Origin of the sequence: Solimonas sp. K1W22B-7, assembly GCF_003428335.1 — a bacterium.
GTDB lineage: Bacteria > Pseudomonadota > Gammaproteobacteria > Nevskiales > Nevskiaceae > Solimonas_A.
Genome location: NZ_CP031704.1, coordinates 4,553,458 through 4,572,285 on the forward strand (window position 1 = coordinate 4,553,458; position 18,828 = coordinate 4,572,285).

The 18,828-nt window shown below is 67.9% G+C and carries 20 protein-coding genes and 1 pseudogene; 15 read left to right on the plus strand and 6 right to left on the minus strand.

Going from position 1 to position 18,828, the window contains the following annotated elements; all coding sequences use genetic code 11:
• Nucleotides 1-93 precede the first annotated feature (93 nt).
• Together D0B54_RS20565 and D0B54_RS20570 are read left to right on the plus strand one after the other, a co-directional pair.
• Nucleotides 94-885 carry a hypothetical protein gene (locus D0B54_RS20565; protein ID WP_162932594.1) on the plus strand — a complete coding sequence of 264 codons (792 nt, stop codon included), beginning with the start codon at nucleotides 94-96 and terminating at the stop codon, nucleotides 883-885.
• Nucleotides 886-980: 95 nt separating this feature from the next.
• Nucleotides 981-1,472, plus strand: a complete 492-nt coding sequence (locus D0B54_RS20570) for a hypothetical protein (protein WP_117293682.1) — start codon at nucleotides 981-983, stop codon at nucleotides 1,470-1,472.
• A 64-nt stretch (nucleotides 1,473-1,536) separates the two neighbouring features.
• Here the strand turns inward: D0B54_RS20570 and D0B54_RS20575 are convergent, their stop codons facing one another.
• Nucleotides 1,537-1,836 carry a hypothetical protein gene (locus D0B54_RS20575; RefSeq protein ID WP_117293684.1) on the minus strand — a complete coding sequence of 100 codons (300 nt, stop codon included), beginning with the start codon at nucleotides 1,834-1,836 and terminating at the stop codon, nucleotides 1,537-1,539.
• 343 nt (nucleotides 1,837-2,179) lie between these two features.
• On the opposite strand from D0B54_RS20575, the gene D0B54_RS20580 reads away from it, so the two are divergent.
• Complete coding sequence (locus tag D0B54_RS20580; protein WP_117293686.1) at nucleotides 2,180-2,827, plus strand: hypothetical protein; 648 nt, start codon at nucleotides 2,180-2,182, stop codon at nucleotides 2,825-2,827.
• A 110-nt stretch (nucleotides 2,828-2,937) separates the two neighbouring features.
• Here D0B54_RS20580 and D0B54_RS25325 read toward each other — a convergent pair.
• A pseudogene (locus D0B54_RS25325) lies at nucleotides 2,938-3,048 on the minus strand (DUF1508 domain-containing protein); the annotation flags it as partial.
• Between the two features lie 287 nt (nucleotides 3,049-3,335).
• Between D0B54_RS25325 and D0B54_RS20590 the strand changes: the two are divergent.
• From D0B54_RS20590 to acs, 3 genes are all read left to right on the plus strand, one after another.
• Nucleotides 3,336-3,644 (plus strand): DUF485 domain-containing protein, encoded by a 309-nt coding sequence (locus tag D0B54_RS20590; RefSeq protein ID WP_117293690.1) that lies wholly within the window; start codon nucleotides 3,336-3,338, stop codon nucleotides 3,642-3,644.
• Nucleotides 3,645-3,679: 35 nt separating this feature from the next.
• Complete coding sequence (locus D0B54_RS20595; protein ID WP_117295411.1) at nucleotides 3,680-5,308, plus strand: cation acetate symporter; 1,629 nt, start codon at nucleotides 3,680-3,682, stop codon at nucleotides 5,306-5,308.
• 118 nt (nucleotides 5,309-5,426) lie between these two features.
• A complete protein-coding gene (acs, locus tag D0B54_RS20600; RefSeq protein WP_117293692.1) occupies nucleotides 5,427-7,391 on the plus strand; it encodes an acetate--CoA ligase in 1,965 nt (654 codons plus the stop codon).
• Nucleotides 7,392-7,611: 220 nt separating this feature from the next.
• On the opposite strand, the gene D0B54_RS20605 is transcribed toward acs, so the two are convergent.
• Nucleotides 7,612-8,346 (minus strand): FecR domain-containing protein, encoded by a 735-nt coding sequence (locus D0B54_RS20605; RefSeq protein WP_117293694.1) that lies wholly within the window; start codon nucleotides 8,344-8,346, stop codon nucleotides 7,612-7,614.
• A gap of 101 nt (nucleotides 8,347-8,447) precedes the next feature.
• Between D0B54_RS20605 and D0B54_RS20610 the strand changes: the two genes are divergently transcribed.
• The 5 genes from D0B54_RS20610 to D0B54_RS20625 all read left to right on the plus strand — a co-directional run bounded on the left by D0B54_RS20610 (nucleotide 8,448) and on the right by D0B54_RS20625 (nucleotide 11,530).
• Nucleotides 8,448-9,251 (plus strand): hypothetical protein, encoded by an 804-nt coding sequence (locus D0B54_RS20610; protein WP_117293696.1) that lies wholly within the window; start codon nucleotides 8,448-8,450, stop codon nucleotides 9,249-9,251.
• Between the two features lie 394 nt (nucleotides 9,252-9,645).
• Nucleotides 9,646-10,338 (plus strand): PspA/IM30 family protein, encoded by a 693-nt coding sequence (locus D0B54_RS20615; protein ID WP_117293698.1) that lies wholly within the window; start codon nucleotides 9,646-9,648, stop codon nucleotides 10,336-10,338.
• A gap of 11 nt (nucleotides 10,339-10,349) precedes the next feature.
• Nucleotides 10,350-10,481 carry a hypothetical protein gene (locus D0B54_RS25020; protein ID WP_256365894.1) on the plus strand — a complete coding sequence of 44 codons (132 nt, stop codon included), beginning with the start codon at nucleotides 10,350-10,352 and terminating at the stop codon, nucleotides 10,479-10,481.
• Between the two features lie 9 nt (nucleotides 10,482-10,490).
• A complete protein-coding gene (locus tag D0B54_RS20620) occupies nucleotides 10,491-10,781 on the plus strand; it encodes a YiaA/YiaB family inner membrane protein (RefSeq protein WP_117293700.1) in 291 nt (96 codons plus the stop codon).
• Between the two features lie 98 nt (nucleotides 10,782-10,879).
• The gene (locus tag D0B54_RS20625; protein WP_162932595.1) at nucleotides 10,880-11,530 is read left to right on the plus strand and encodes a YiiX/YebB-like N1pC/P60 family cysteine hydrolase; all 651 of its coding nucleotides are present in this window, start codon (nucleotides 10,880-10,882) and stop codon (nucleotides 11,528-11,530) included.
• On the opposite strand, the gene D0B54_RS20630 is transcribed toward D0B54_RS20625, so the two are convergent.
• Nucleotides 11,461-12,075, minus strand: a complete 615-nt coding sequence (locus D0B54_RS20630; protein WP_162932596.1) for a TetR/AcrR family transcriptional regulator — start codon at nucleotides 12,073-12,075, stop codon at nucleotides 11,461-11,463. The genes D0B54_RS20625 and D0B54_RS20630 overlap by 70 nt on opposite strands.
• A 53-nt stretch (nucleotides 12,076-12,128) precedes the next feature.
• On the opposite strand from D0B54_RS20630, the gene D0B54_RS20635 reads away from it, so the two are divergent.
• Both D0B54_RS20635 and D0B54_RS20640 read left to right on the plus strand, forming a co-directional pair.
• Nucleotides 12,129-12,848 (plus strand): sterol desaturase family protein, encoded by a 720-nt coding sequence (locus D0B54_RS20635; protein WP_117293706.1) that lies wholly within the window; start codon nucleotides 12,129-12,131, stop codon nucleotides 12,846-12,848.
• A 52-nt stretch (nucleotides 12,849-12,900) separates the two neighbouring features.
• On the plus strand, nucleotides 12,901-13,548 hold the full coding sequence (locus tag D0B54_RS20640) for a hypothetical protein (RefSeq protein ID WP_117293708.1): 648 nt from the start codon (nucleotides 12,901-12,903) through the stop codon (nucleotides 13,546-13,548).
• 12 nt (nucleotides 13,549-13,560) lie between these two features.
• On the opposite strand, the gene D0B54_RS20645 is transcribed toward D0B54_RS20640, so the two are convergent.
• The gene (locus D0B54_RS20645) at nucleotides 13,561-15,444 is read right to left on the minus strand and encodes an MFS transporter (protein ID WP_117293710.1); all 1,884 of its coding nucleotides are present in this window, start codon (nucleotides 15,442-15,444) and stop codon (nucleotides 13,561-13,563) included.
• Between the two features lie 112 nt (nucleotides 15,445-15,556).
• Here D0B54_RS20645 and D0B54_RS20650 point away from each other — a divergent pair, with 112 nt between their 5' ends.
• Nucleotides 15,557-16,534: an FHA domain-containing protein gene (locus D0B54_RS20650; RefSeq protein ID WP_162932597.1), complete on the plus strand. Its 978-nt coding sequence runs from the start codon at nucleotides 15,557-15,559 to the stop codon at nucleotides 16,532-16,534.
• A gap of 266 nt (nucleotides 16,535-16,800) precedes the next feature.
• Nucleotides 16,801-17,775: an FHA domain-containing protein gene (locus D0B54_RS24635; RefSeq protein WP_205527196.1), complete on the plus strand. Its 975-nt coding sequence runs from the start codon at nucleotides 16,801-16,803 to the stop codon at nucleotides 17,773-17,775.
• A 157-nt stretch (nucleotides 17,776-17,932) separates the two neighbouring features.
• On the opposite strand, the gene D0B54_RS20660 is transcribed toward D0B54_RS24635, so the two are convergent.
• A complete protein-coding gene (locus D0B54_RS20660; protein ID WP_117295413.1) occupies nucleotides 17,933-18,727 on the minus strand; it encodes an AAA family ATPase in 795 nt (264 codons plus the stop codon).
• Between the last annotated feature and the right edge of the window lie 101 nt (nucleotides 18,728-18,828).

Consider the following 18,828-nt stretch of genomic DNA (forward strand, 5'->3'; position numbering starts at 1 on the left):
GCGGCCGCCGGCAACCGCAGGCGCGGCACAGCGAATGCATGCCCGGCCGCAGCGGGCACAGAATCGCGGCATCGCTCCGCGCAGGACCTTCGCATGCCGCTGTACCGCCTGATCGCCTGCCTGCTGGCCCTGGCCGCCCTGCCGGCGCTGGCGGCCCCCGACAGCGCGCGCTGGGACTGCCGCACGCGTGACGCCGCCGGCGACTGCGTCGGCCTGTCCACCTACACCGAGCCCGATGGCACGCGCCTGTCGGGCCTGCGCAGCAAGCTCGGCGGCGCGCCCGGCTGGCATGGCCTGCTGGTGCGCTACCACCCCAACGGCGAGCGCAGCGAATGCATGGCCGACGCCGGAGGCGCCTGCCAGGGCGCCGCCTCGCTCTATCACCGCAACGGCCTGCGCGAAAGCGGCACCCTGGTGCAGCGCGACGGCAAGGCCACCTGGACCGGGCGCAGCAGCACGCGCTTTCCCAACGGCGACACCCTGGAGTGCAAGGTCAACGCCCGCGGCGACTGCGACGGCGAGGCGACACTGCGCTGGCAGTCCGGCGGGCGCCTGCAAGGCCGCATCGCCCAGGGCCGCAACGGGCCGGAATGGCGCGGCCGCATCGCGCACTACTACCGCAGCGGCGACCGCGAGGAATGCGAGGCCGCCTCGCCCGCCGGCCTGTGCCAGGGCAACACCACCTATACCTTTGTCGACGGTACCCGCCTGATCGGCCGCAAGCAGCTGCGCGGCGAACAGGCGGTCTGGACCGGCGAGGTGCAGCAGGTCTTCGCCAGCGGCAAGCGCATGCGCTGCGATGCCGCGCGCAAACTGCTCTGCGAGGAGGACACGCAGATTCCGGTGGACGGCCATGGACGGCCATTGGGACGCATCCCTCGATAAGCGCCCCGCCGATGCGGCAGAATCGTGGGATATAGCGCGAACCGGAGCAGCCAAAGGCGGCGCATCCGGTCCCTCAGCCCAAGCCCGGGAGCATCATGAAAGCCATCATCAGCGCCAGCCTCGCCATCCTCTGCCTGCTCGGCACGGGCTGCCGCAGCACCGGCCCGCAGAAGCCGGCCGGCAAGCCCGCGCACAACCTCAGCATCTCGCCCGGCACGGCAGCCAACCTGTTCTTCTGCTTCCCCGGCAATCCGCAGTGGCAGTACGTCGGCTCGGCCGATCCCAGGGCCGGCCGCAGTGCCAGGACCGCCACCGGCGCGCCGATCATGCCCACCCTGGATTTCGACGTGACCACCGCCAGCGTGGTCTACCTGCGCATGGACCTGGGCGACGTGCTCGGCGAGCCCGAGGCGGCGACCGCCACCGGCGCGCGCCATGCCGTCGCCATCCGCCTCACCGCCGCGCGCCAGTACCGCCTGGACTGGCAGGTCAGCGCCGACCTGAAGACCACCAAGGGTCGCCTGCTCGACCTGGGCAACCAGGTGGTGACCGAGGCCGTGCCCATCACCCGCAACATCTGCCGCTGAAACGGCGCCGCAAATGAAGAGGGCCTGCGCGAGCAGGCCCTCTTGGCTTTCATCCCTCGCGCCATCAGGCGTAAGCGTAGTCCGGCGCGGTCAGCGGACGGCGCGAACGCTTGCGGTCCTGCGCCTGTTCGCGGCGCGCGGCGCGCATCGCCCGGGCCAGCTTGCGCGGGGTGGCGGCGCGGCGGCGCGGCATGCGCGGCGCGGCCATCACCGGCGCCGGCCGGACCGCGACCACCGCCACCGTCTCCGGCTCATCGCGCAGCAGCCAGGCCAGCCAGGCGGCGCAGGCCAGCGTCAGCAGGGAAACCGGAGCCCAGATCCAGACGGCGTACTGGGCCGGCAGCGTGATTAAAGAACTATCCATGACATCCCCCATCCATCTATGTGTGAGTGCCGAACCATCGGCGTGACTGCAACTTAGGCAGCCGCCGGAAACGCAACATTGATGCAGGTCGCAACTCCATCCGGCCTGGCGCCAGATGCATGCACAGCCCTGTTTTCCAAGCAAATCCGATAGCGCCACCGAAACGGCATGGCAAGCGCGGCGGGGCCTGCGTCACAAAGCCGCTGTGACGCAGGTCCGGACTGCGCCGCGCCGCGGTGGCGGACGGTCCCCCGTACAGGTGACTGCGCGCGGCAGGCGCCGGAATAAGGTAGGCGCACGCTGACCGGATTCCGGCAGCCCTGTTCTATCGGAAGCCCCCGCCATGAACCAAAACGCCGCAGCATCCCGTTCCTCAGTCAAGTACGCCAACGACGAATATTTCGCTTTCGTCGAGTCCGCCGACTCGCTCGACATCCTGGCGCGTGACCGCAAGCAGGCGCTGCCGGCGGAGTGGGATCCGCTGCTGATCAACCGCTGGGTGCAGGGCTACGGCCTGCCCACGCGCATCCTCTGGCTGGACTGTGTCCACGCCAGCTACTTCAACGACCTGGGATGGCGCGGCGAAACCTGCGACCTGCGCGACCCGACCCAGGTCGCAAGGCGCCGCCGCCGGCTGGCCGAAATCGAACCGCGCCGCGTGGCCAATGTGCTGCTGCTGGTGAATACCGAGGGTGAATCGGAGCGCGCCATCGGTCTGCGTCTGGCCGCCGGCTCCTGGCACCGCGTCTGCCTCGACGCGGAGCAGGGCCTGCCGGTACTGGCCAGCAGCTGGGGCGCCGCCGACCTGCGGCAGCAAAGCTTGCGGTATCTCAAGGCCTGCTCGCCGGAAGAGCGCGCCAACCTGGAAACCGTGTTCAATCCCGCGTTGATGACCGCGACGCTGCCCTTGCCGAAGACCGCAGCCAACAACGCGCTGCGCGTGCCGGCCGGCCGCGGCGTGCAGGACCTGCGGCTCAGCGCTTCCCGCTAGGCCGCAGCGTCGGGCGCGACCACCTTGGCCGTGCCGGCCTCGGTCATGTCGAAGATGCGGCACTTGGGACTCAGGGTACGTACCAGGCTGATCGCGTGAATGCATTCCACCCGGTGCGCATAGGTCTCCGCGCCGCGGGCAATGGTCTGGTTGTCGCCGGCCTGGAAGGTCCAGTACCACCGGCCTTCCGTGTCACGGTGTATCTCGAAATCTGCCGCCATAGTCGTATCAGCCTGGGTAGTCGTCCTGGAGCGCTACGTCGGCGCCCCGGCTCAGTTCGCGATTATTGTGTCTGGACGCCGCCGCCGCCACCTCGTCCAGACCGATCAGGGTGAACCCGTTCTCAGGCGCGCGGCACGCTTCGTGACATGAGTGCTACGCAACGTAACACCCTCATTGCAGCGCCTGTATGCATGTCCCTGTTTTTGCAGGAAACAGACCCTGGCATCCTAACTGCTCCTGAAAAGCCACAAGCAGCAGCCAGCTGCCGTGCACCGGAGGAGAAACGATGCCTACAGAATTGCTGGAACGGATCAGCCGCGATCCGCACTACCTGGAACTGACCCGCAAGCGCTCGCGCCTGGCCTGGGTGCTCACCGCGATCATGCTGGCGGTGTACTACGGGTTCATCCTGCTGGTCGCCTTCGCCCCCGACCTGCTCAAGCAGCGCATCGGCGACGGCGCCACCACACTGGGCTTCCCGCTGGGCATCGGCGTGATCCTTACCGCGATCCTGCTGACCGGCATCTACGTCTGGAAGGCCAACGGCGAGTACGACCGCCTCACCGCCCGCATCCACCAGGGGAACGCCTCGTGAAGCTCCGCACATCCTGTGGCGCCGCCCTGGCGGCCATGCTGGCCTTTGCCGGCCCCGCCTTCGCCGCCGGTGCCCTCGAGGGCCAGGCGGTCAAGTCGGAAATCAACGTCATCGCCATCGCCATGTTCCTGGTGTTCGTCGGCCTGACGCTGTTCATCACCAAGTGGGCCGCCAGCCGCACCAAGTCGCGCTCCGACTTCTACGCCGCCGGCGGCGGCATCACCGGCTTCCAGAACGGCCTGGCGATCGCCGGCGACTACATGTCGGCAGCCTCCTTCCTCGGCATCTCGGCCCTGGTGTTCGGCTCCGGCTTCGACGGCCTGATCTACTCGATCGGCTTTCTCGTCGGCTGGCCGATCATCATGTTCCTGATCGCCGAGCGGCTGCGCAACCTCGGCAAGTTCACCTTCGTCGACGTCGCCGCCTACCGCCTGCAGCAGACACCGATCCGCACGCTCGCCGCCTCCAGCACGCTGGTGGTGGTGGCCTTCTACCTGATCGCGCAGATGGTCGGCGCCGGCCAGCTGATCAAGCTGCTGTTCGGGCTGGACTACTCCACCGCCGTGGTCATCGTCGGCGTGCTGATGGTGGTCTACGTCACCTTCGGCGGCATGCTCGCCACCACCTGGGTGCAGATCATCAAGGCGGTACTGCTGCTCGGCGGCGCCAGCTTCATCGCCTTCATGGTCATGCGCCACGTCGGCTTCTCCTTCGACCGCATGTTCACCGAGGCGATCAAGGTACATGCCAAGGGCGAGGCGATCATGGGCCCCGGCGCGCTGGTGAAGGACCCGGTGTCCGCGATCTCGCTGGGCCTGGCGCTGATGTTCGGCACTGCCGGCCTGCCGCACATCCTGATGCGCTTCTTCACCGTCAAGGATGCCCGGGAAGCGCGCAAGAGCGTGTTCTACGCCACCGGCTTCATCGGCTACTTCTACATCCTGACCTTCATCATCGGCTTCGGCGCCATCATCCTGGTCGGCTCCAACAGCGCCTATCTCGACGGCAAGGGCGGCCTGCTGGGCGGCAACAACATGGCCGCCGTGCACCTGGCGCACGCGGTCGGCGGCGAAGTGCTGCTGGGCTTCATCTCGGCGGTGGCCTTCGCCACGATTCTCGCCGTGGTCGCCGGCCTGACGCTGTCCGGCGCCGCCGCGGTATCGCACGACCTCTACGCCAGCGTCTTCGCCCGCGGCAAGGTCGACGACAAGAAGGAGCTCAAGGTCTCGCGCATCGCCACGCTGTGCCTGGGGGTGGTCGCGATCCTGCTCGGCATCGTGTTCGAAAAGCAGAACGTCGCCTTCATGGTCGGCCTGGCCTTCGCGGTGGCGGCCAGCACCAACTTCCCGATCCTGATCCTGTCGATGTTCTGGAAGGGCCTGACCACGCGCGGTGCGGTGGTCGGCGGCGGCCTGGGCCTGGCCACGGCGGTGACGCTGACCGTGCTGGGGCCCGCGGTCTGGGTCAAGGTCTTCGGCTATGCCGAGCCGATCTTCCCCTACGACGCGCCGGGCCTGTTCTCGATGAGCGCCGCCTTCCTCGGCTGCTGGCTGTTCTCGGTGACCGACCGCTCGGCCCAGGCCAGCCGCGAGGCCACGCTGTTCGACAGCCAGCTGGTGCGCTCGCAGACCGGCATCGGCGCCAGCACGGCCGCATCGCATTGACCAGAACGCAGCCACACGGGCGATAGACTTGAGGGGGCCTTCATGCCATAAGGAGGCCCCCCGGTTTTTTTCGCCGGACACGACAAACCCGATTGAAAACAGCTCTGCGGAGACAGGCATGAGTTCCGAAAACATCGCATCCGTCCTTACCGAAACCCGCGTCTTCCCGCCGCCGCAGGAATTTGCCGCGCGCGCACGCCTCAACGCCGACAGGCTCGCCGCCCTGCATGCGGAAGCGCAGGCCGATCACGTCGGCTTCTGGGCTGGCCTGGCGAAGAAAAACCTCGGCTGGCAAACGCCGTTCACGCAGGCGCTGGACGATCATGCGGCGCCGAACTACCGCTGGTTCGCCGACGGCAAGCTCAACGCATCGGCCAATTGCCTGGACCGCCACCTGCTGGCGCGCGGCGACAAGATCGCGATCCGCTTCGAGGGCGAGAAGGGCGACACGCGGAACTACACGTACAAGCAGCTGCATGCCGAAGTCTGCAAGCTCGCCAACGTCATGAAGTCGCTCGGGATCGCCAAGGGCGACCGCGTGGTGATCTACATGCCGATGGCGCCCGAGGCGGTGATCGCGATGCAGGCCTGCGCCCGCATCGGCGCGATCCACTCGGTGGTATTCGGCGGCTTCTCCGCGGCCTCGCTGAAGGACCGCATCGAGGACACCGGCGCGCGCCTGCTGATCACTGCCGACGGCGGCAACCGCGCCGGCAACATCGTGCCGCTCAAGAAGGTCACGGACGAGGCCCTGGGCCTGGGCTGCAAGACCATCGAGAAGGTCATCGTGCACCAGCGCACGAACCACGGCGTCGACATGAGCGCCGGCCGCGACCTCTGGTGGCATGAAGTGATGGGCGGCGCTGCCGAGCGCTGCGAGCCGGAATGGGTCGAGTCCGAGCACCCGCTGTTCCTGCTCTACACCTCCGGCTCCACCGGCAAGCCCAAGGGCATCCAGCATTCCACCGGCGGCTACCTGCTGGGCGCCACGATGACCACGCAGTGGGTCTTCGACATCCGCGACGACGACGTGTTCTGGTGCACCGCCGACGTCGGCTGGATCACCGGCCACTCCTACGTCACCTACGGCCCGCTGGCCAACGGCGCCACCATCCTGATGTACGAAGGCGCGCCGACCGTGCCCGACGCCGGCCGCTTCTGGAAGATCTGCCAGGACCACGGCGTGACGATCTTCTACACCGCGCCCACCGCGATCCGCGCGCTGATGAAGCTGGGCGAGGAATGGCCCAACCAGTACGACCTGTCGAAGCTGCGCCTGCTCGGCAGCGTCGGCGAGCCGATCAATCCCGAGGCCTGGATGTGGTACCACCGCGTGATCGGCAAGGAGCGCCTGCCGATCGTCGATACCTGGTGGCAGACCGAGACCGGCAGCATCATGATCGCGCCGGTGCCCGGCGCCATCACGACCAAGCCCGGCTCCTGCACCAAGCCCCTGCCCGGCATCTGCGTCGAGGTGGTGGACGAGTCCGGCACGCCGATCCAGGAACAGGACGCCGGCGGCTACCTGGTCATCTCCAAGCCCTGGCCATCGATGCTGCGTACCGTCTGGGGCGACAACGAGCGCTACATCAAGACCTACTGGGGCCAGTTCCAGAACAAGTACTACGTCGCCGGCGACTCCACCCACCGCGACCCCGACGGCTGCTACTGGATCATGGGCCGCATCGACGACGTGCTGAACGTCTCCGGCCACCGCCTCGGCACCATGGAAGTGGAAAGCGCCCTGGTGTCGCATCCACGCATCGCCGAGGCCGCCGTGGTCGGGCGCCCGCACGAGGTCAAGGGCGAGAGCGTGTTCGCCTTCGTGATCTGCAAGGGCGCAAGGCCGCAGGGCGAGGAAGCCGACAAGCTGGCCAAGGAGCTGCGCGATCACGTCGCCCGCGAGATCGGCGCCCTGGCCAAGCCCGACGACATCCGCTTCGCCGACAACCTGCCCAAGACCCGCAGCGGCAAGATCATGCGCCGCCTGCTGCGCTCCATCGCCAAGGGCGAGGAGATCACGCAGGACACATCGACGCTCGAAAACCCGGCAATCGTGGCGCAGCTGGCCGGCAAGGCCTAGCGGAAGTCTTTGCAACCCATGTGGGAGCGGCTTTAGCCGCGATCTTCAAATGAGCCTGCCAAAAGATCGCGGCTGAAGCCGCTCCCACAAAGCCTCCGGGGATGTGAAGAAACCGTAGCGAGTGGCCCGAGCTTGCATCGAGGAGCGGAGACGTACTGAAGTACGGCGAGCACCGGACATGCAAGATCGGGGCACGCAGCAGGTTTATTCACATCCTCGCTCAGTACTCGCGCCGTGGTCCCTTGTACCCCATCCCCTCCAGCCTGAACGGCACCTCGCGCCCCACCAGCGCCTCCAGCGTCATCAGTTCCAGGTCGGTATGCCACTGGAAGGCCGCCGGCACGATGCGCCGGCCGTTCTGCGGTCTGGCCAGCACATAGCGCGGCGCGTCGTGGTGCTGCGCCACGATCTCCTCGCTGGCGGAGGGGTCGCCCGCGGCCGCCAGCTGCACGCGGCCGTAGCAGGTGCAGACGTAGGTCTTCTCCGGGTCCGCCTCGAAGTACACGCCGGTGCCGCGGATGCCGATCGTCGCGGTGCCGGTCTGCACCGCCAGCTCGCGGTCGCGCTGGCCGAACACCGTCAGCATCGCGCCGCTGACCAGGCGGAAGAACTGGCGCGTGCTGCGGCCCAGGTCCAGCTGCAGCTCGGTGTCGCCGCGCAGGATCAGGGCATCCTGCCCCACCACCGCCACCAGGCTGGCACCCTTGCCGGTACGCACGTGGTCCTGCGGCCCGATCAGGGTGTCGCGCGTGGCGCGCTGGCCGTTGACCCGCACCTCGCCCTGCAGCGAGAAGACCGAGCGCCCGGCCGGCAGCCTGCCCGGCAGTTCGCCGAACACGCCGGCCAGCGCCTCCAGCTGCCAGCCGCTGCCCCCGGCCAGCAGGCCCAGCGACAGCGCGCGGACCAGGAACTCGCGGCGGGAATCGTCGGCTTCTTCGTGGGAGCGGTCGTGCATGGCGCGCAGTTCAGCACGACCGCGCCGCCGCGGCCAGTATCTGGTTCACAATGCGGGCATCGGACCGGGCCGGGGGACTCATGGAACAGCGGTGGAGAGCCATGCTGGGCGTCGCGCTGTACGCCGCCCTGCCGGCGCAGGCGGGCGACTGGTCGGGCGAGGCCACGCTGGGCTACGACAGCAACGTTGCCAACGTCCGCGAGGGTGCCGACGAACGCAGCGACCGCTTCGCGCAGCTGGCCATCGGCATCGATCGCCCCTGGCGCCTGAGCCCGGCCAGCCTGCTGCTGTGGCGCCCGCAGCTGGAGGCGCAGCAGTTCGACGATTTCCAGGGCCTGTCGAACCTGCAGGCCGGCCTGCAGGCACGCTGGCTCTATCGCCCCGCCCCGGGCTTCTACGCACCGATGCTGGAGCTGCTGGCCGGCGCCGCCTGGTGGGAGTTCGACAGCGCCCTGCGCGACAGCAGGCAAACCCGCTATGGCCTGTTCTTCACCGAACAGCTCAGCACGCGCATCGGCCTGCGCGCCGGCTGGCAGCTGCGCCAGCGCCGCGCGCAGGCGACGGTGTTCGACAACAGTGTGCGCAGCTGGATCGCCGACCTCGACTGGGAACTGCAGCCCGGCACGACGCTGACCCTCGGCTACCAGCACATGGACGGCGACCTGGTCTCTTCCGCCGCCGCGGCGCCGCCGGCCGCGCGGGCGAGCGCTGCCGACGACGTCTTCGCCGGCGCCACCGCCTTCCGGCTGCCCGCGCGCGCGCATGTCGGCAGCCTGGGACTCAACCACGCCCTGTCGCCGCAGCTGGCGCTGGACGTCCAGGCCCGCGAAGTGCGCGCGCAGGCCGACACCGGCGTGCGCTACGGGCGCAGCCAGCTGCTCGCCAGCCTGCTGTGGCGCTGGTAGCAGCCCCAGGGCCTGTTAACGCTACGGCAGTCGCTGCGACGGAGGCCGCCTGGGTGCAGGGCTATGCCCCGAGGCGCGCCGTGTACTCGAAGTACATCAGCGACTCGGGGCGACGCCCTGCGCCCAGGCGGCCCCGCCCTTCGGGTGCCCCCGTCTTTGCCGCCATGCTGTGTTGCTCGTCAGTCTCTTATTCCCGATAAGCCACCTCCTCGCGCCTTGCCTGGCGGCAAATACGGGGGCATCGCAGCGACTGCCGTAGCGTTAACAGGCCCTAGCTGCCAATTTTCCAGTGCCGGCAGGCACTTGCGCAGTGCCCTCATTGACATGTGATGGGCATCGCATTTACCTTCAGTGAGCGTTGTTCATTTACAACGACTCACGGAGGGAACCTTTCATGCCGAGCCTTTTCTACCGCATCCGCAGCCTGGTCACGGCCCAGGCGCATCACCAGATCGACGAGATCGAGAATCCGCAGGTCATGGCCCACCAGGTCCTGCGCGAACTCGGTGACGACCTGCAGCAGGCCAACCAGGCGCTGGTGATTTCGCTGGGCGCCGAGAAGCAGCTGCAGCGCCAGCGCGAGGCCGCCGGCAGCGAGGCCGCCGACTGGGAACTGAAGGCCGAGCGCCTGCTCAAGGCCGGCGACGAAGACAAGACCCGCAGCGCGCTGGAACGCGCGGTGCAGATGCGCAGCCGCGCGCAGGCCCTGGAAACGCCGCTGGCCGCGGCGCAGCGCGCCACCGTGCGCCTGCGCGAGCAGGTGCAGCGCCTCAAGTCCGAGCTGGAGACGGCGCGCGGCCGCGCCGCCATCATCAGCGCCAACCAGACCGCCGCCAATGCCCTGGGCAGCGCCGCCCGCGCCAGCGACAGCTATACCCGCGCGATGGATCGTGCGCAGCAGATGGACCGCCTGTCGCAGAAAGCCGCGCGCTTCGAGTCCGAGGCCGAAGCCGCGGCCGAACTGCTCAACGAGGACGGCCGCTTCGAGCGCGAGGTGGCGCAGGTCGACCTGGGCGTGGAAGTGGCGGCGCGCATGGCGGAGCTGAAGGCGCGCCTCGCGGGCGACTCTGTGCCGCCGTCTAATTGATCGATGTTCATATGAACCACGATCACGCCGCGCCAGAGGGCTTTTCGCCGGCCCGCGCCGCCCGCCTGCTGCTGGCGACCGCGGCGATGGCCTTCGTCTTCGCCCTGCCCGCCAGCCTGCACCTGCTGCTCAACCTCTGCTGAGAACCTGACATGGAAACTTCCGACAACTTCGACACGCTGCGCCTCGACTCTCCCGGCTGGATCTTCTTCGTCAAGACCTCCTTCGCCTGCGCGCTCGGCGGCATGGTCTTCGGCGTCACCGTCATGCCGGTGGAAATCTGGATGCGCGGCTACATGATCCTCGGCACGCTGTTCCTGACCGGCTCCACCTTCACGCTGGCCAAGACGCTGCGCGACCAGTTCGAGGCCAACAAGCTGATCAACAAGGTGGCCCAGGCGCGCACCGAGAAGCTGCTCAAGGAATACGGCATCCAGAACTGAGGGCCGCGTCGCATCCGGGAAACCGCCCCGTCATGCCGGCGCAAGCCGGCATGACGGCAGCCATGAAAACTCTCCATGACAAGAAGGAACCCCCACCAATGAACCACAAGCTTCAGGCCGCCGAAGCGACCGCCCTGCTCGAGCCCTCCCTGGCGGAAGGCGACCTGGTGTTCACACGCCTGCGTACCCCCTTCGGCCGCTACATCGCCGACGCCTCGGCCAGCTGGACCTCGCACGTGGGCATCGTCTTCCGCGACCCGCAGGGAAGCTGGCGCGTGGCTGAGAGCCGCATCCCGCGCGCCTGCTACAGCAGCCTGGAATCCTTCCTGGGGCGCAGCGAGGACTGCGGCGTGGTGGTACGCCGCCCGCGCCTGGCCCTGGCACCCACGGACGTCGCGGCGCTGCGTGCGCAGGCCGAGCGTCGCTTCGGGCAGTGGTACGACACCGGCTTCAAGTACGACCGGCCGCAGCGCGCCTTCTGCTCCAAGTTCACCTACGACGTCTACCGCGAGGCGCTGGGCCTGGAGATTGGCCGAAGGGAAAATTTCCGCGAGCTGCTGGCGCGCAACCCGGAACCGCGCCTGGGCTTCTGGAGATTATGGTATTTCGGACGCATCCCCTGGGATCGGGTGACGGTAACGCCGGCCAGCCAGCTGGAATCGCCGCTGCTGGTCGACGTCTACGACCGGCGCCGCGATTTCGCCGGCCCGAAGAAGGCCGCGATCATCTCCTCGCAGTACAGCGCGTAGTCGCCGCTGCGCCCACCCCAGCTGAGCTTGCCGCTGACCGCCAGGGAACAGATGCCATGCACACCGCTCCAGTACGTGGTCGCACGCAGGCGCCGGGCTTCCGGCTTCTGCCGCGGCTCCAGCAGCGCCAGCGTCGCCTCCACCAGTTCGAACAGGCGGCGGATGCGGGCGTCGGCAGTGGGGCGCGGCTTCATTTCTTCCGGCAGGCGGTGCTCGAACATCAGGCGCCAGCGGTGCGGGTTGCGGATGGCGAACTCGATGTAGCCGCGCGCCATCGCGCCGAGTTTGTCGCGCGGGTCCTGCAGCGGCTCGATGGCATCGCGCAGATACAGGTAGATCGCGTCGGCGGTGCGCTCGTTGAGCGCGGCCAGCAGGTCGTCCTGGTTCTGGAACAGCAGGTAGAGATTGCCGACGGTGTAGCCGATGGCCTGCGCCACCTTGCGCATGCTCAGGTCGTCGATGCCTTCGCGGACCAGGATCAGCTCGGCCGCGGCGATGGCCATGTCGCGCTGCTGCTCGCGGGTGTGGAGATTGCGTCGTCCCATGGCGGGGCATTTTGCGCGACACAACTGATCGCTGTCCATTTCAGGCCCTAGCCATGCTGCCCTGGCTCTTCCTGCTGGCGGCCTGCTGCTTCCTGCTGGAGCGCGCCATCCCCGGCTGGGCGCTGCCGCGGGTGCGCGGCTGGCCGTTGCGCGTGGTGCTGGTCAACCTTGCCCAGCTGGGGGTGGTGCTGCTGGCCGGCCTGAGCTGGGAGCGCTGGCTCTCGTCCTGGTCGCTGTTCCACCTGTCCGACCATGTCGCGCCCGTGGCCGGCGGCCTGATCGCCTACTTCATCGCCACTTTCGTCTTCTACTGGTGGCACCGCTGGCGCCACGAAAACGACTGGCTGTGGCGCCTGTTCCACCAGATCCATCACAGCCCGCAACGCATCGAGGTCATCACCTCGTTCTACAAGCACCCCGGCGAGATGATCGTCAATTCGCTGATCGGCAGCCTGCTGGTCTATACCCTGCTGGGGCTGTCGCCCGCGGCAGGAGCGGCATATACCGCCTGCACGGCGATCGGCGAGTTCTTCTACCACACCAATGTCCGCACGCCGCGCTGGGTCGGCTGGTTCTTCCAGCGCCCGGAGATGCACCGCGTCCACCACCAGCACGGACGCCACCGCAACAACTACGGCGACATCGTCTGGTGGGACATGCTGTTCGGCACCTACGAGAACCCCGAGCGCTTCGACGGCCGCTGCGGCTTCGACGACGCGCGGGAGCAGCGCCTGCTGGACATGCTGCGCTACCGCGACGTGCATCGCCCGTGAGCGGCGGCTCCGCTGCATTTATAGTGACGACCGGGAAACAGGGAGAACATCGATGACGACACAGGCGCTGCCCGCGGGCCGCATTCCGATGGCGGTCAAGCTCGGCTACACCGCCTTCATGGCGATCCTGGTGCCGGTCTACTGGCACCACTACGGGCCGACCAATTTCCTGTATTTCTGCGACGTCGCCCTGTTCCTGACCCTGGCCGGCGTCTGGCTGGAGACCCCGCTGCTGATCTCGCTGCCGGCCGTGGGCATCCTCGCCTCGCAGGCACTGTGGCTGCTCGATTTCGTCTTCGAACTGGCCGGCGGACAGCTCACCGGCATGACCGCCTACATGTTCGACGAGGCCCGCCCGCTGTACCTGCGCGGGCTGTCGCTGTTCCACGGCTGGCTGCCGATCCTGCTGGTCTACCTGGTGATGCGCAGCGGCTACGACCGCCGCGCGCTGTGGCTGTGGACGGCCATCGCCTGGGTACTGGTGTGGATCAGCTTCCTGTTCCTGCCCGCACCCTCGGCGAACCACGGCATCGCGCCGGTCAACGTCAACTACGTCTGGGGCTTCAGCGACGTGGCGCCGCAGTCCTGGATGCCGCCGCTGGCCTGGGTGGCCACCGAGATGATCGCGCTGCTGGTGGTGCTGTACCTGCCGGTGCACCTGCTGCTGCGGCGCTACGCTCCGGCCGCCCCGGCGCGCTGAGACTGCGCTGAGTCAGGGGTGCGCGCCGCGTAGCTCGCGCACGCGCCGCTCGAGGTCGGCGGCGCTGACCTCGGCCGGCGGTACCGCCGGCGCCACGCTCATGCCGATCCGCGCGCGCAGGCGCCGCGGCAGGCGCATGCGGCGCAGACGGCTGTCGCGGCGCGACCACATGCCCTCCCACAGGCCGCTCAGCGCCATCGGCACCACCGGCACCGGCGTGCGCTCGACGATGCGCTCGATGCCGGCGCGGAAGCCCTGGATGTCGCCGTCGGGCGTCAGGCCGCCCTCGGGAAAGAGGCCGACCACGTCTCCGGCCTGCAGCGCCGCGGCGATGTCCTCGAAGGCCTTGTGCATCAGGGCCTCGTCTTCCTTGGCCGGCGCGATCGGGATCGCGCGGGCGGTGCGGAAGATGAAGTTCAGCACCGGGATGCGGAAGATCTTGTGATACATCACGAAGCGCACCGGCCGGCGGATGTTGCCGCCTAGGATCAGCGCGTCGACGAAACTGACGTGGTTGCAGACCAGCACCGCCGGCCCTTCCTCGGGGATGTTCTCCATGCCGCGCTGTTCGATGCGGTAGAGGCTGCGCGTCAGCAACCACACCAGGAAGCGCATCAGGAACTCGGGCACCAGCGAGTAGATGAACACCGCCACCGCCGCGTTCATCAGTGCCACCACCAGCAGCAGCTCCGGGATCGTCAGGCCGGCCTTGAACAGGACCACGGCCAGGCCACCGGCCACGACCATGAACAGGGCGTTGAGGATGTTGTTGCCGGCGATGATGCGCGAGCGGTGCCCCGGGTCCGAGCGGGTCTGGATCAGGGCGTAGAGCGGCACGATGTAGAAGCCGCCGAACACGCCGATCAGTACCAGGTCGATCACCACGCGCCAGCTGCCCGCCTGCTGCAGGAAGGCGCCCGCGGACAGGCCGGTGACCTGCGCCGCTGCCGGATGCGCCAGGTACAGGTCGATGCCGAACAGCGTCAGGCCGATGGAGCCCAGCGGCACCAGGCCGATTTCCACCTTGTGCCCGGACAGGCGCTCGCACAGCAGCGAGCCAGCGCCGATGCCCAGCGAGAACAGCGTCAGCAGCAGCGTTGCCACCGAGGGGTCGCCACCGAGGATCTGCTGCGCGTAGGTCGGCATCTGCGACAGGAAGGCGGCACCGAAGAACCAGAACCAGGAGATACCCATCACGGAGAGGAATACCGTGCGGTTGGTCTGCATGAAGCGCAGGTTGCGCCAGGTCTCCGTCAGCGGGTTCCAGTTGATGCGCAGTTCCGGCGCCGCCGGCGGCGCCACCGGGATCGCGCGGCAGGCGAGATAGCCGAGCAGCGCCAGCCCGACCACCACGGCGCTGACCCAGTGCGCGCCACCGGGCTGCGCGATCAGCCAGCCGCCCAGCACCGTGCCCAGCAGGATCGCCAGGAAGGTGCCGGCCTCGACCCAGGCGTTGCCTCCGATCAGTTCCTCCTCGCGCAGGTGCTGCGGCAGGATGGCGTACTTCACCGGCCCGAACAGGGCGGCCTGGAAGCCCAGCAGGAACAGCACGCCGAGCAGCACCGGGATGCTGGACAGCCACAGGCCAAAGGCGCCCAGGGCCATGATCCCGATCTCCAGCAGCTTGATCGCGCGGATCAGGCGCGATTTCTCGTATTTCTCGGCCAGCTGGCCGGCCGTGGCGGAAAACAGGAAGAACGGCAGGATGAACAGCACCGCCGCCAGGTTGACGTAGAAGTTGACCTGCTCCTGCGCCAGCCCGGCGATGCCGAAGGCCACCAGGATGACCAGGGCGTTCTTGAAGACGTTGTCGTTGAAGGCGCCCAGGGCCTGGGTCAGGAAAAACGGACCGAAGCGGCGCTGCCGCAACAGGCTGAACTGGCTGTCCTGACTCATTGCTTCCCCATGCTCTTTGTCGCGGCAGTTTACCCCGTCCCCCGAACAAGTCTTTACCGGCATGCCCGCGGCAAGGACAATAGCCACCCAACGCAGGAAAACCTTCAGGGTCATGGCGAAGATTGTCAGAAGCACCCGGAACGGGCCGGAGGAGATCGAACTGGGCTCGTTCCAGTTGACCATCGGACGTCGCCCGGACAACAACATCGTCATCGACAACGCCTATACCGCGCCGCTGCATGCCGTGGTCGGCTTCGCCGACGGCCGCCACTACATCCAGGACCTGAAGACCTCCCAGGGCACCCGCGTCAACGGCTCCGCCGTGCAGCAGGCGGCGCTGCGCCATGGCGACACCATCCTGATCGGCCTGCAGCGCCTGGAGTTCATCGATCCGGCGCCGGCGCGGCCGGCAGCTCCCATCCCCGCCAAGCCGGCGGCCCCGGCAGCCAAGCCGGCCAGCACCCGCCCGCCGCTGGTGGTGCCCCCGGTGGTGGTCACCCCGGTCGTGGTTCCGCCCAGGGCGGCGGCACCGCCGGCCACCCCGCCCCCGGTCGCAGCCCCGCCGGCACCGCGGCCGGCCGTAGCGCTCCCACCGCTGCCGACAGCGGCGACACCGGCGGCACCGATAGACGGGCTGGACCGGTTCACGGCCCTGCCCGACGCCCCGGCGGAGTCCCTGGGCCTGGCTCCCGATCCCACCCCCACCCACATGCTCGACCAGCTGGTGGGGTCGATCCGCTCGCACCGGGAGCGCGAGCAGAGCGAGCGCGAGCAGGTGCAGGAGCGCCTGCGCGGCGAGTGGAACCTGGCGGTGACCTACGCCGAGCAGCTGAAGCTGAAGCTGGACGGCGACCCGCGGGTGCACTACTTCACGATCTCGCGCCGCAACAACGACCTCATCATCCGCTCCCAGCGCTCCCCGGACAGCCCGATCCAGTTCACCCAGCTGTCGATGGATCACCCCGAGGACAAGGGCCATGCCCTGACCGGCCTCTGGCTGCGGCGCAGCGGCCAGCATGACCGCTGCTACGAAACCGCCCGTGAAGCGCTTTCCGAGCTGATCCGGGAACTGGCCTTCCTGCTCGCCTGAGCGCCGCCGCCGCTGCGGCAGGGCAGGGCCTTCGAGGGGGCACAAGCTGACCAATTTTGTCAGTTTGCAAGCCCCATCCAGGGTTTTGCCCCCGGCCGGCGGAAGGCGCGAATCTTGCACACCCGGACGACAGTGTCGGCCCGGTCACGGGCCCGGGTTTCGGCTTCGCGGTGGGGGCGGGCCGATCCATCCATTTGCATGTACCCCCGGGCCTGCCGACAATGTCGCAACGAGGATTCGCTTCCATATCAGGACTTAGAACCGAGATGGCAAAGATCATCCGCAAGTCGGGGGCCTCGACCGAGGAATGGCCGCTGGGCCAGACGTCGCTCTCGATCGGTCGCCGGCCGGACAACCACATCGTGCTGCCTGACACTTTCGCGTCGGGTCGACATGCCATGATCGGCTTCGTCAACGGCCGCTATTTCGTCGAGGACCTCAAGAGCAGCAACGGCACGATCCTCAACGGCCAGCGCATCAGCCGCGCGCCGCTGAAGAACGGCGATGTCATCTACATCGGCGCCCAACGTCTGGAGTTCCACGACCAGATCATCCCGCCCGACAGCATGGCCACGACGATCATGACGGTGCCGCTGGGGCAGCATCCGCTGCCGCCGCCCGATGCGACGATACCGCTGGCCAACCCGCCGGATGACCCGATCATCCCGGCTCCGCCGCCTGGCCGGGTCGCAGCCCCTGCTCCGCCTCCGGTAGCACCGCCGCTCGCGCCACCCGCGCCGGTTGCACCGCCGCCGGCCGCCGCGCTGCCGTCGTCGCCGATCGCCGGTTTCAATTTCATCATGCCGGACCTGGAGCCGCCCAAGCCGGTCGAAACGACCCGCGCCGGCAGCGACGCCGATCCGCTGGAAGGCATGGCCCGCTCGATCCGGGCACACCGCGACCGCGAGCAGCAGGACCGGCAGGATCACGAGATGCGCATGCGCGCGGAGTGGGAAAAGATCTTGGTGTACTGCGAAGGCCTGCAGCAGAAGCTGAAGAACGACCCTCGGGTGCGCTACTTCAACGTGTCGCGCCGCAGCGGCGAGGTGTCGATGCGCGTGCAGATCGACCCCAAGACGCCGCAGCTGTCGATCTCCCTGAGCCAGGAGCACCCGAGCCACAAGACCGGTAACGCGACCGGCGTATGGCTGCGCATCAGCGGCATGCAGGACCGCTGCCACACCAGCGCCGATGCCGCGATCGCCGAACTGGTACGGACGGTGGCTTTCCTGTTCGTCTGATCGACGACCCCAACGAAAACGGCGCCTTCGGGCGCCGTTTTTCGTTGCAGATGGCCTTACGAACGCCGCGCCATGAAGGCAACGCGTTCAAACAGATGCATCCTTCGATACATCCGCGCCAGGGCGCGGACACTCAGGACAGGCTCGATGAGGACTGTTATGAACGCCTTGCCATGAAGGCAACGCGTTCAAACAGATGCACGTCGGCTTCATTCTTCAGCAGGGCGCCGTAGAGCGGCGGCAGGCTCTTCTTGGTCGAGGCGTCGTGCAGCACGGACGGATCGATGTCCTCGGCCAGCAGCAGCTTGAGCCAATCCAGCAACTCGGAGGTGGAGGGCTTCTTCTTCAGGCCGGGAATGTCGCGCAGGCCGAAGAACACTTCCATCGCTTCCTTGATCAGGTGCTTCTTCAGGCCCGGGAAATGGACGTCGACGATCTGCTGCATCGTGTCCTTGTCCGGGAAGCGGATGTAGTGGAAGAAGCAGCGGCGCAGGAAGGCGTCCGGCAGTTCCTTCTCGTTGTTGGAGGTGATGATGATGATCGGGCGATGGCGCGCTTTCACCGTCTCGCGCGTCTCGTAGACATAGAACTCCATCTGGTCGAGTTCGCGCAGCAGGTCGTTGGGAAACTCGATGTCGGCCTTGTCGATCTCGTCGATCAGCAGCACCGGCGCGACGTCGCTGTCGAAGGCCTCCCAGAGCTTGCCCTTGACGATGTAGTTGCGGATGTCCTTGACCGACTCGTGGCCCAGCTGCGAGTCGCGCAGGCGCGACACCGCGTCGTACTCGTAGAGTCCGTGCTGCGCCTTGGTGGTGGACTTGATCGCCCAGTCGATGAAGGGACGGCCGAGCGCGGCGGAAATCTCGCGCGCCAGCTGCGTCTTGCCGGTGCCGGGCTCGCCCTTGACCAGCAGCGGGCGCTGCAGCGTCACGGCGGCGTTGACGGCCATCATCAGGTCGTTGGTGGCGACGTAGGTATCGGTACCCTGGAAGCGCACGGGGCGGTCCTCGAAAATTTCAGTGTGTCCGCCAGTTTAAAGGATGGCGGCCCTCA

Coding starts and splice junctions, on each gene's coding strand:
- D0B54_RS20565 (WP_162932594.1), top strand. CDS start 94: ATGCCGCTGTACCGCCTGATCGCCTGCCTGCTGGCCCTGGCCGCCCTG.
- D0B54_RS20570 (WP_117293682.1), top strand. CDS start 981: ATGAAAGCCATCATCAGCGCCAGCCTCGCCATCCTCTGCCTGCTCGGC.
- D0B54_RS20575 (WP_117293684.1), bottom strand. CDS start 1,836: ATGGATAGTTCTTTAATCACGCTGCCGGCCCAGTACGCCGTCTGGATC.
- D0B54_RS20580 (WP_117293686.1), top strand. CDS start 2,180: ATGAACCAAAACGCCGCAGCATCCCGTTCCTCAGTCAAGTACGCCAAC.
- D0B54_RS20590 (WP_117293690.1), top strand. CDS start 3,336: ATGCCTACAGAATTGCTGGAACGGATCAGCCGCGATCCGCACTACCTG.
- D0B54_RS20595 (WP_117295411.1), top strand. CDS start 3,680: ATGCTGGCCTTTGCCGGCCCCGCCTTCGCCGCCGGTGCCCTCGAGGGC.
- acs (WP_117293692.1), top strand. CDS start 5,427: ATGAGTTCCGAAAACATCGCATCCGTCCTTACCGAAACCCGCGTCTTC.
- D0B54_RS20605 (WP_117293694.1), bottom strand. CDS start 8,346: ATGCACGACCGCTCCCACGAAGAAGCCGACGATTCCCGCCGCGAGTTC.
- D0B54_RS20610 (WP_117293696.1), top strand. CDS start 8,448: ATGCTGGGCGTCGCGCTGTACGCCGCCCTGCCGGCGCAGGCGGGCGAC.
- D0B54_RS20615 (WP_117293698.1), top strand. CDS start 9,646: ATGCCGAGCCTTTTCTACCGCATCCGCAGCCTGGTCACGGCCCAGGCG.
- D0B54_RS25020 (WP_256365894.1), top strand. CDS start 10,350: ATGAACCACGATCACGCCGCGCCAGAGGGCTTTTCGCCGGCCCGCGCC.
- D0B54_RS20620 (WP_117293700.1), top strand. CDS start 10,491: ATGGAAACTTCCGACAACTTCGACACGCTGCGCCTCGACTCTCCCGGC.
- D0B54_RS20625 (WP_162932595.1), top strand. CDS start 10,880: ATGAACCACAAGCTTCAGGCCGCCGAAGCGACCGCCCTGCTCGAGCCC.
- D0B54_RS20630 (WP_162932596.1), bottom strand. CDS start 12,075: ATGGGACGACGCAATCTCCACACCCGCGAGCAGCAGCGCGACATGGCC.
- D0B54_RS20635 (WP_117293706.1), top strand. CDS start 12,129: ATGCTGCCCTGGCTCTTCCTGCTGGCGGCCTGCTGCTTCCTGCTGGAG.
- D0B54_RS20640 (WP_117293708.1), top strand. CDS start 12,901: ATGACGACACAGGCGCTGCCCGCGGGCCGCATTCCGATGGCGGTCAAG.
- D0B54_RS20645 (WP_117293710.1), bottom strand. CDS start 15,444: ATGAGTCAGGACAGCCAGTTCAGCCTGTTGCGGCAGCGCCGCTTCGGT.
- D0B54_RS20650 (WP_162932597.1), top strand. CDS start 15,557: ATGGCGAAGATTGTCAGAAGCACCCGGAACGGGCCGGAGGAGATCGAA.
- D0B54_RS24635 (WP_205527196.1), top strand. CDS start 16,801: ATGGCAAAGATCATCCGCAAGTCGGGGGCCTCGACCGAGGAATGGCCG.
- D0B54_RS20660 (WP_117295413.1), bottom strand. CDS start 18,727: ATGATGGCCGTCAACGCCGCCGTGACGCTGCAGCGCCCGCTGCTGGTC.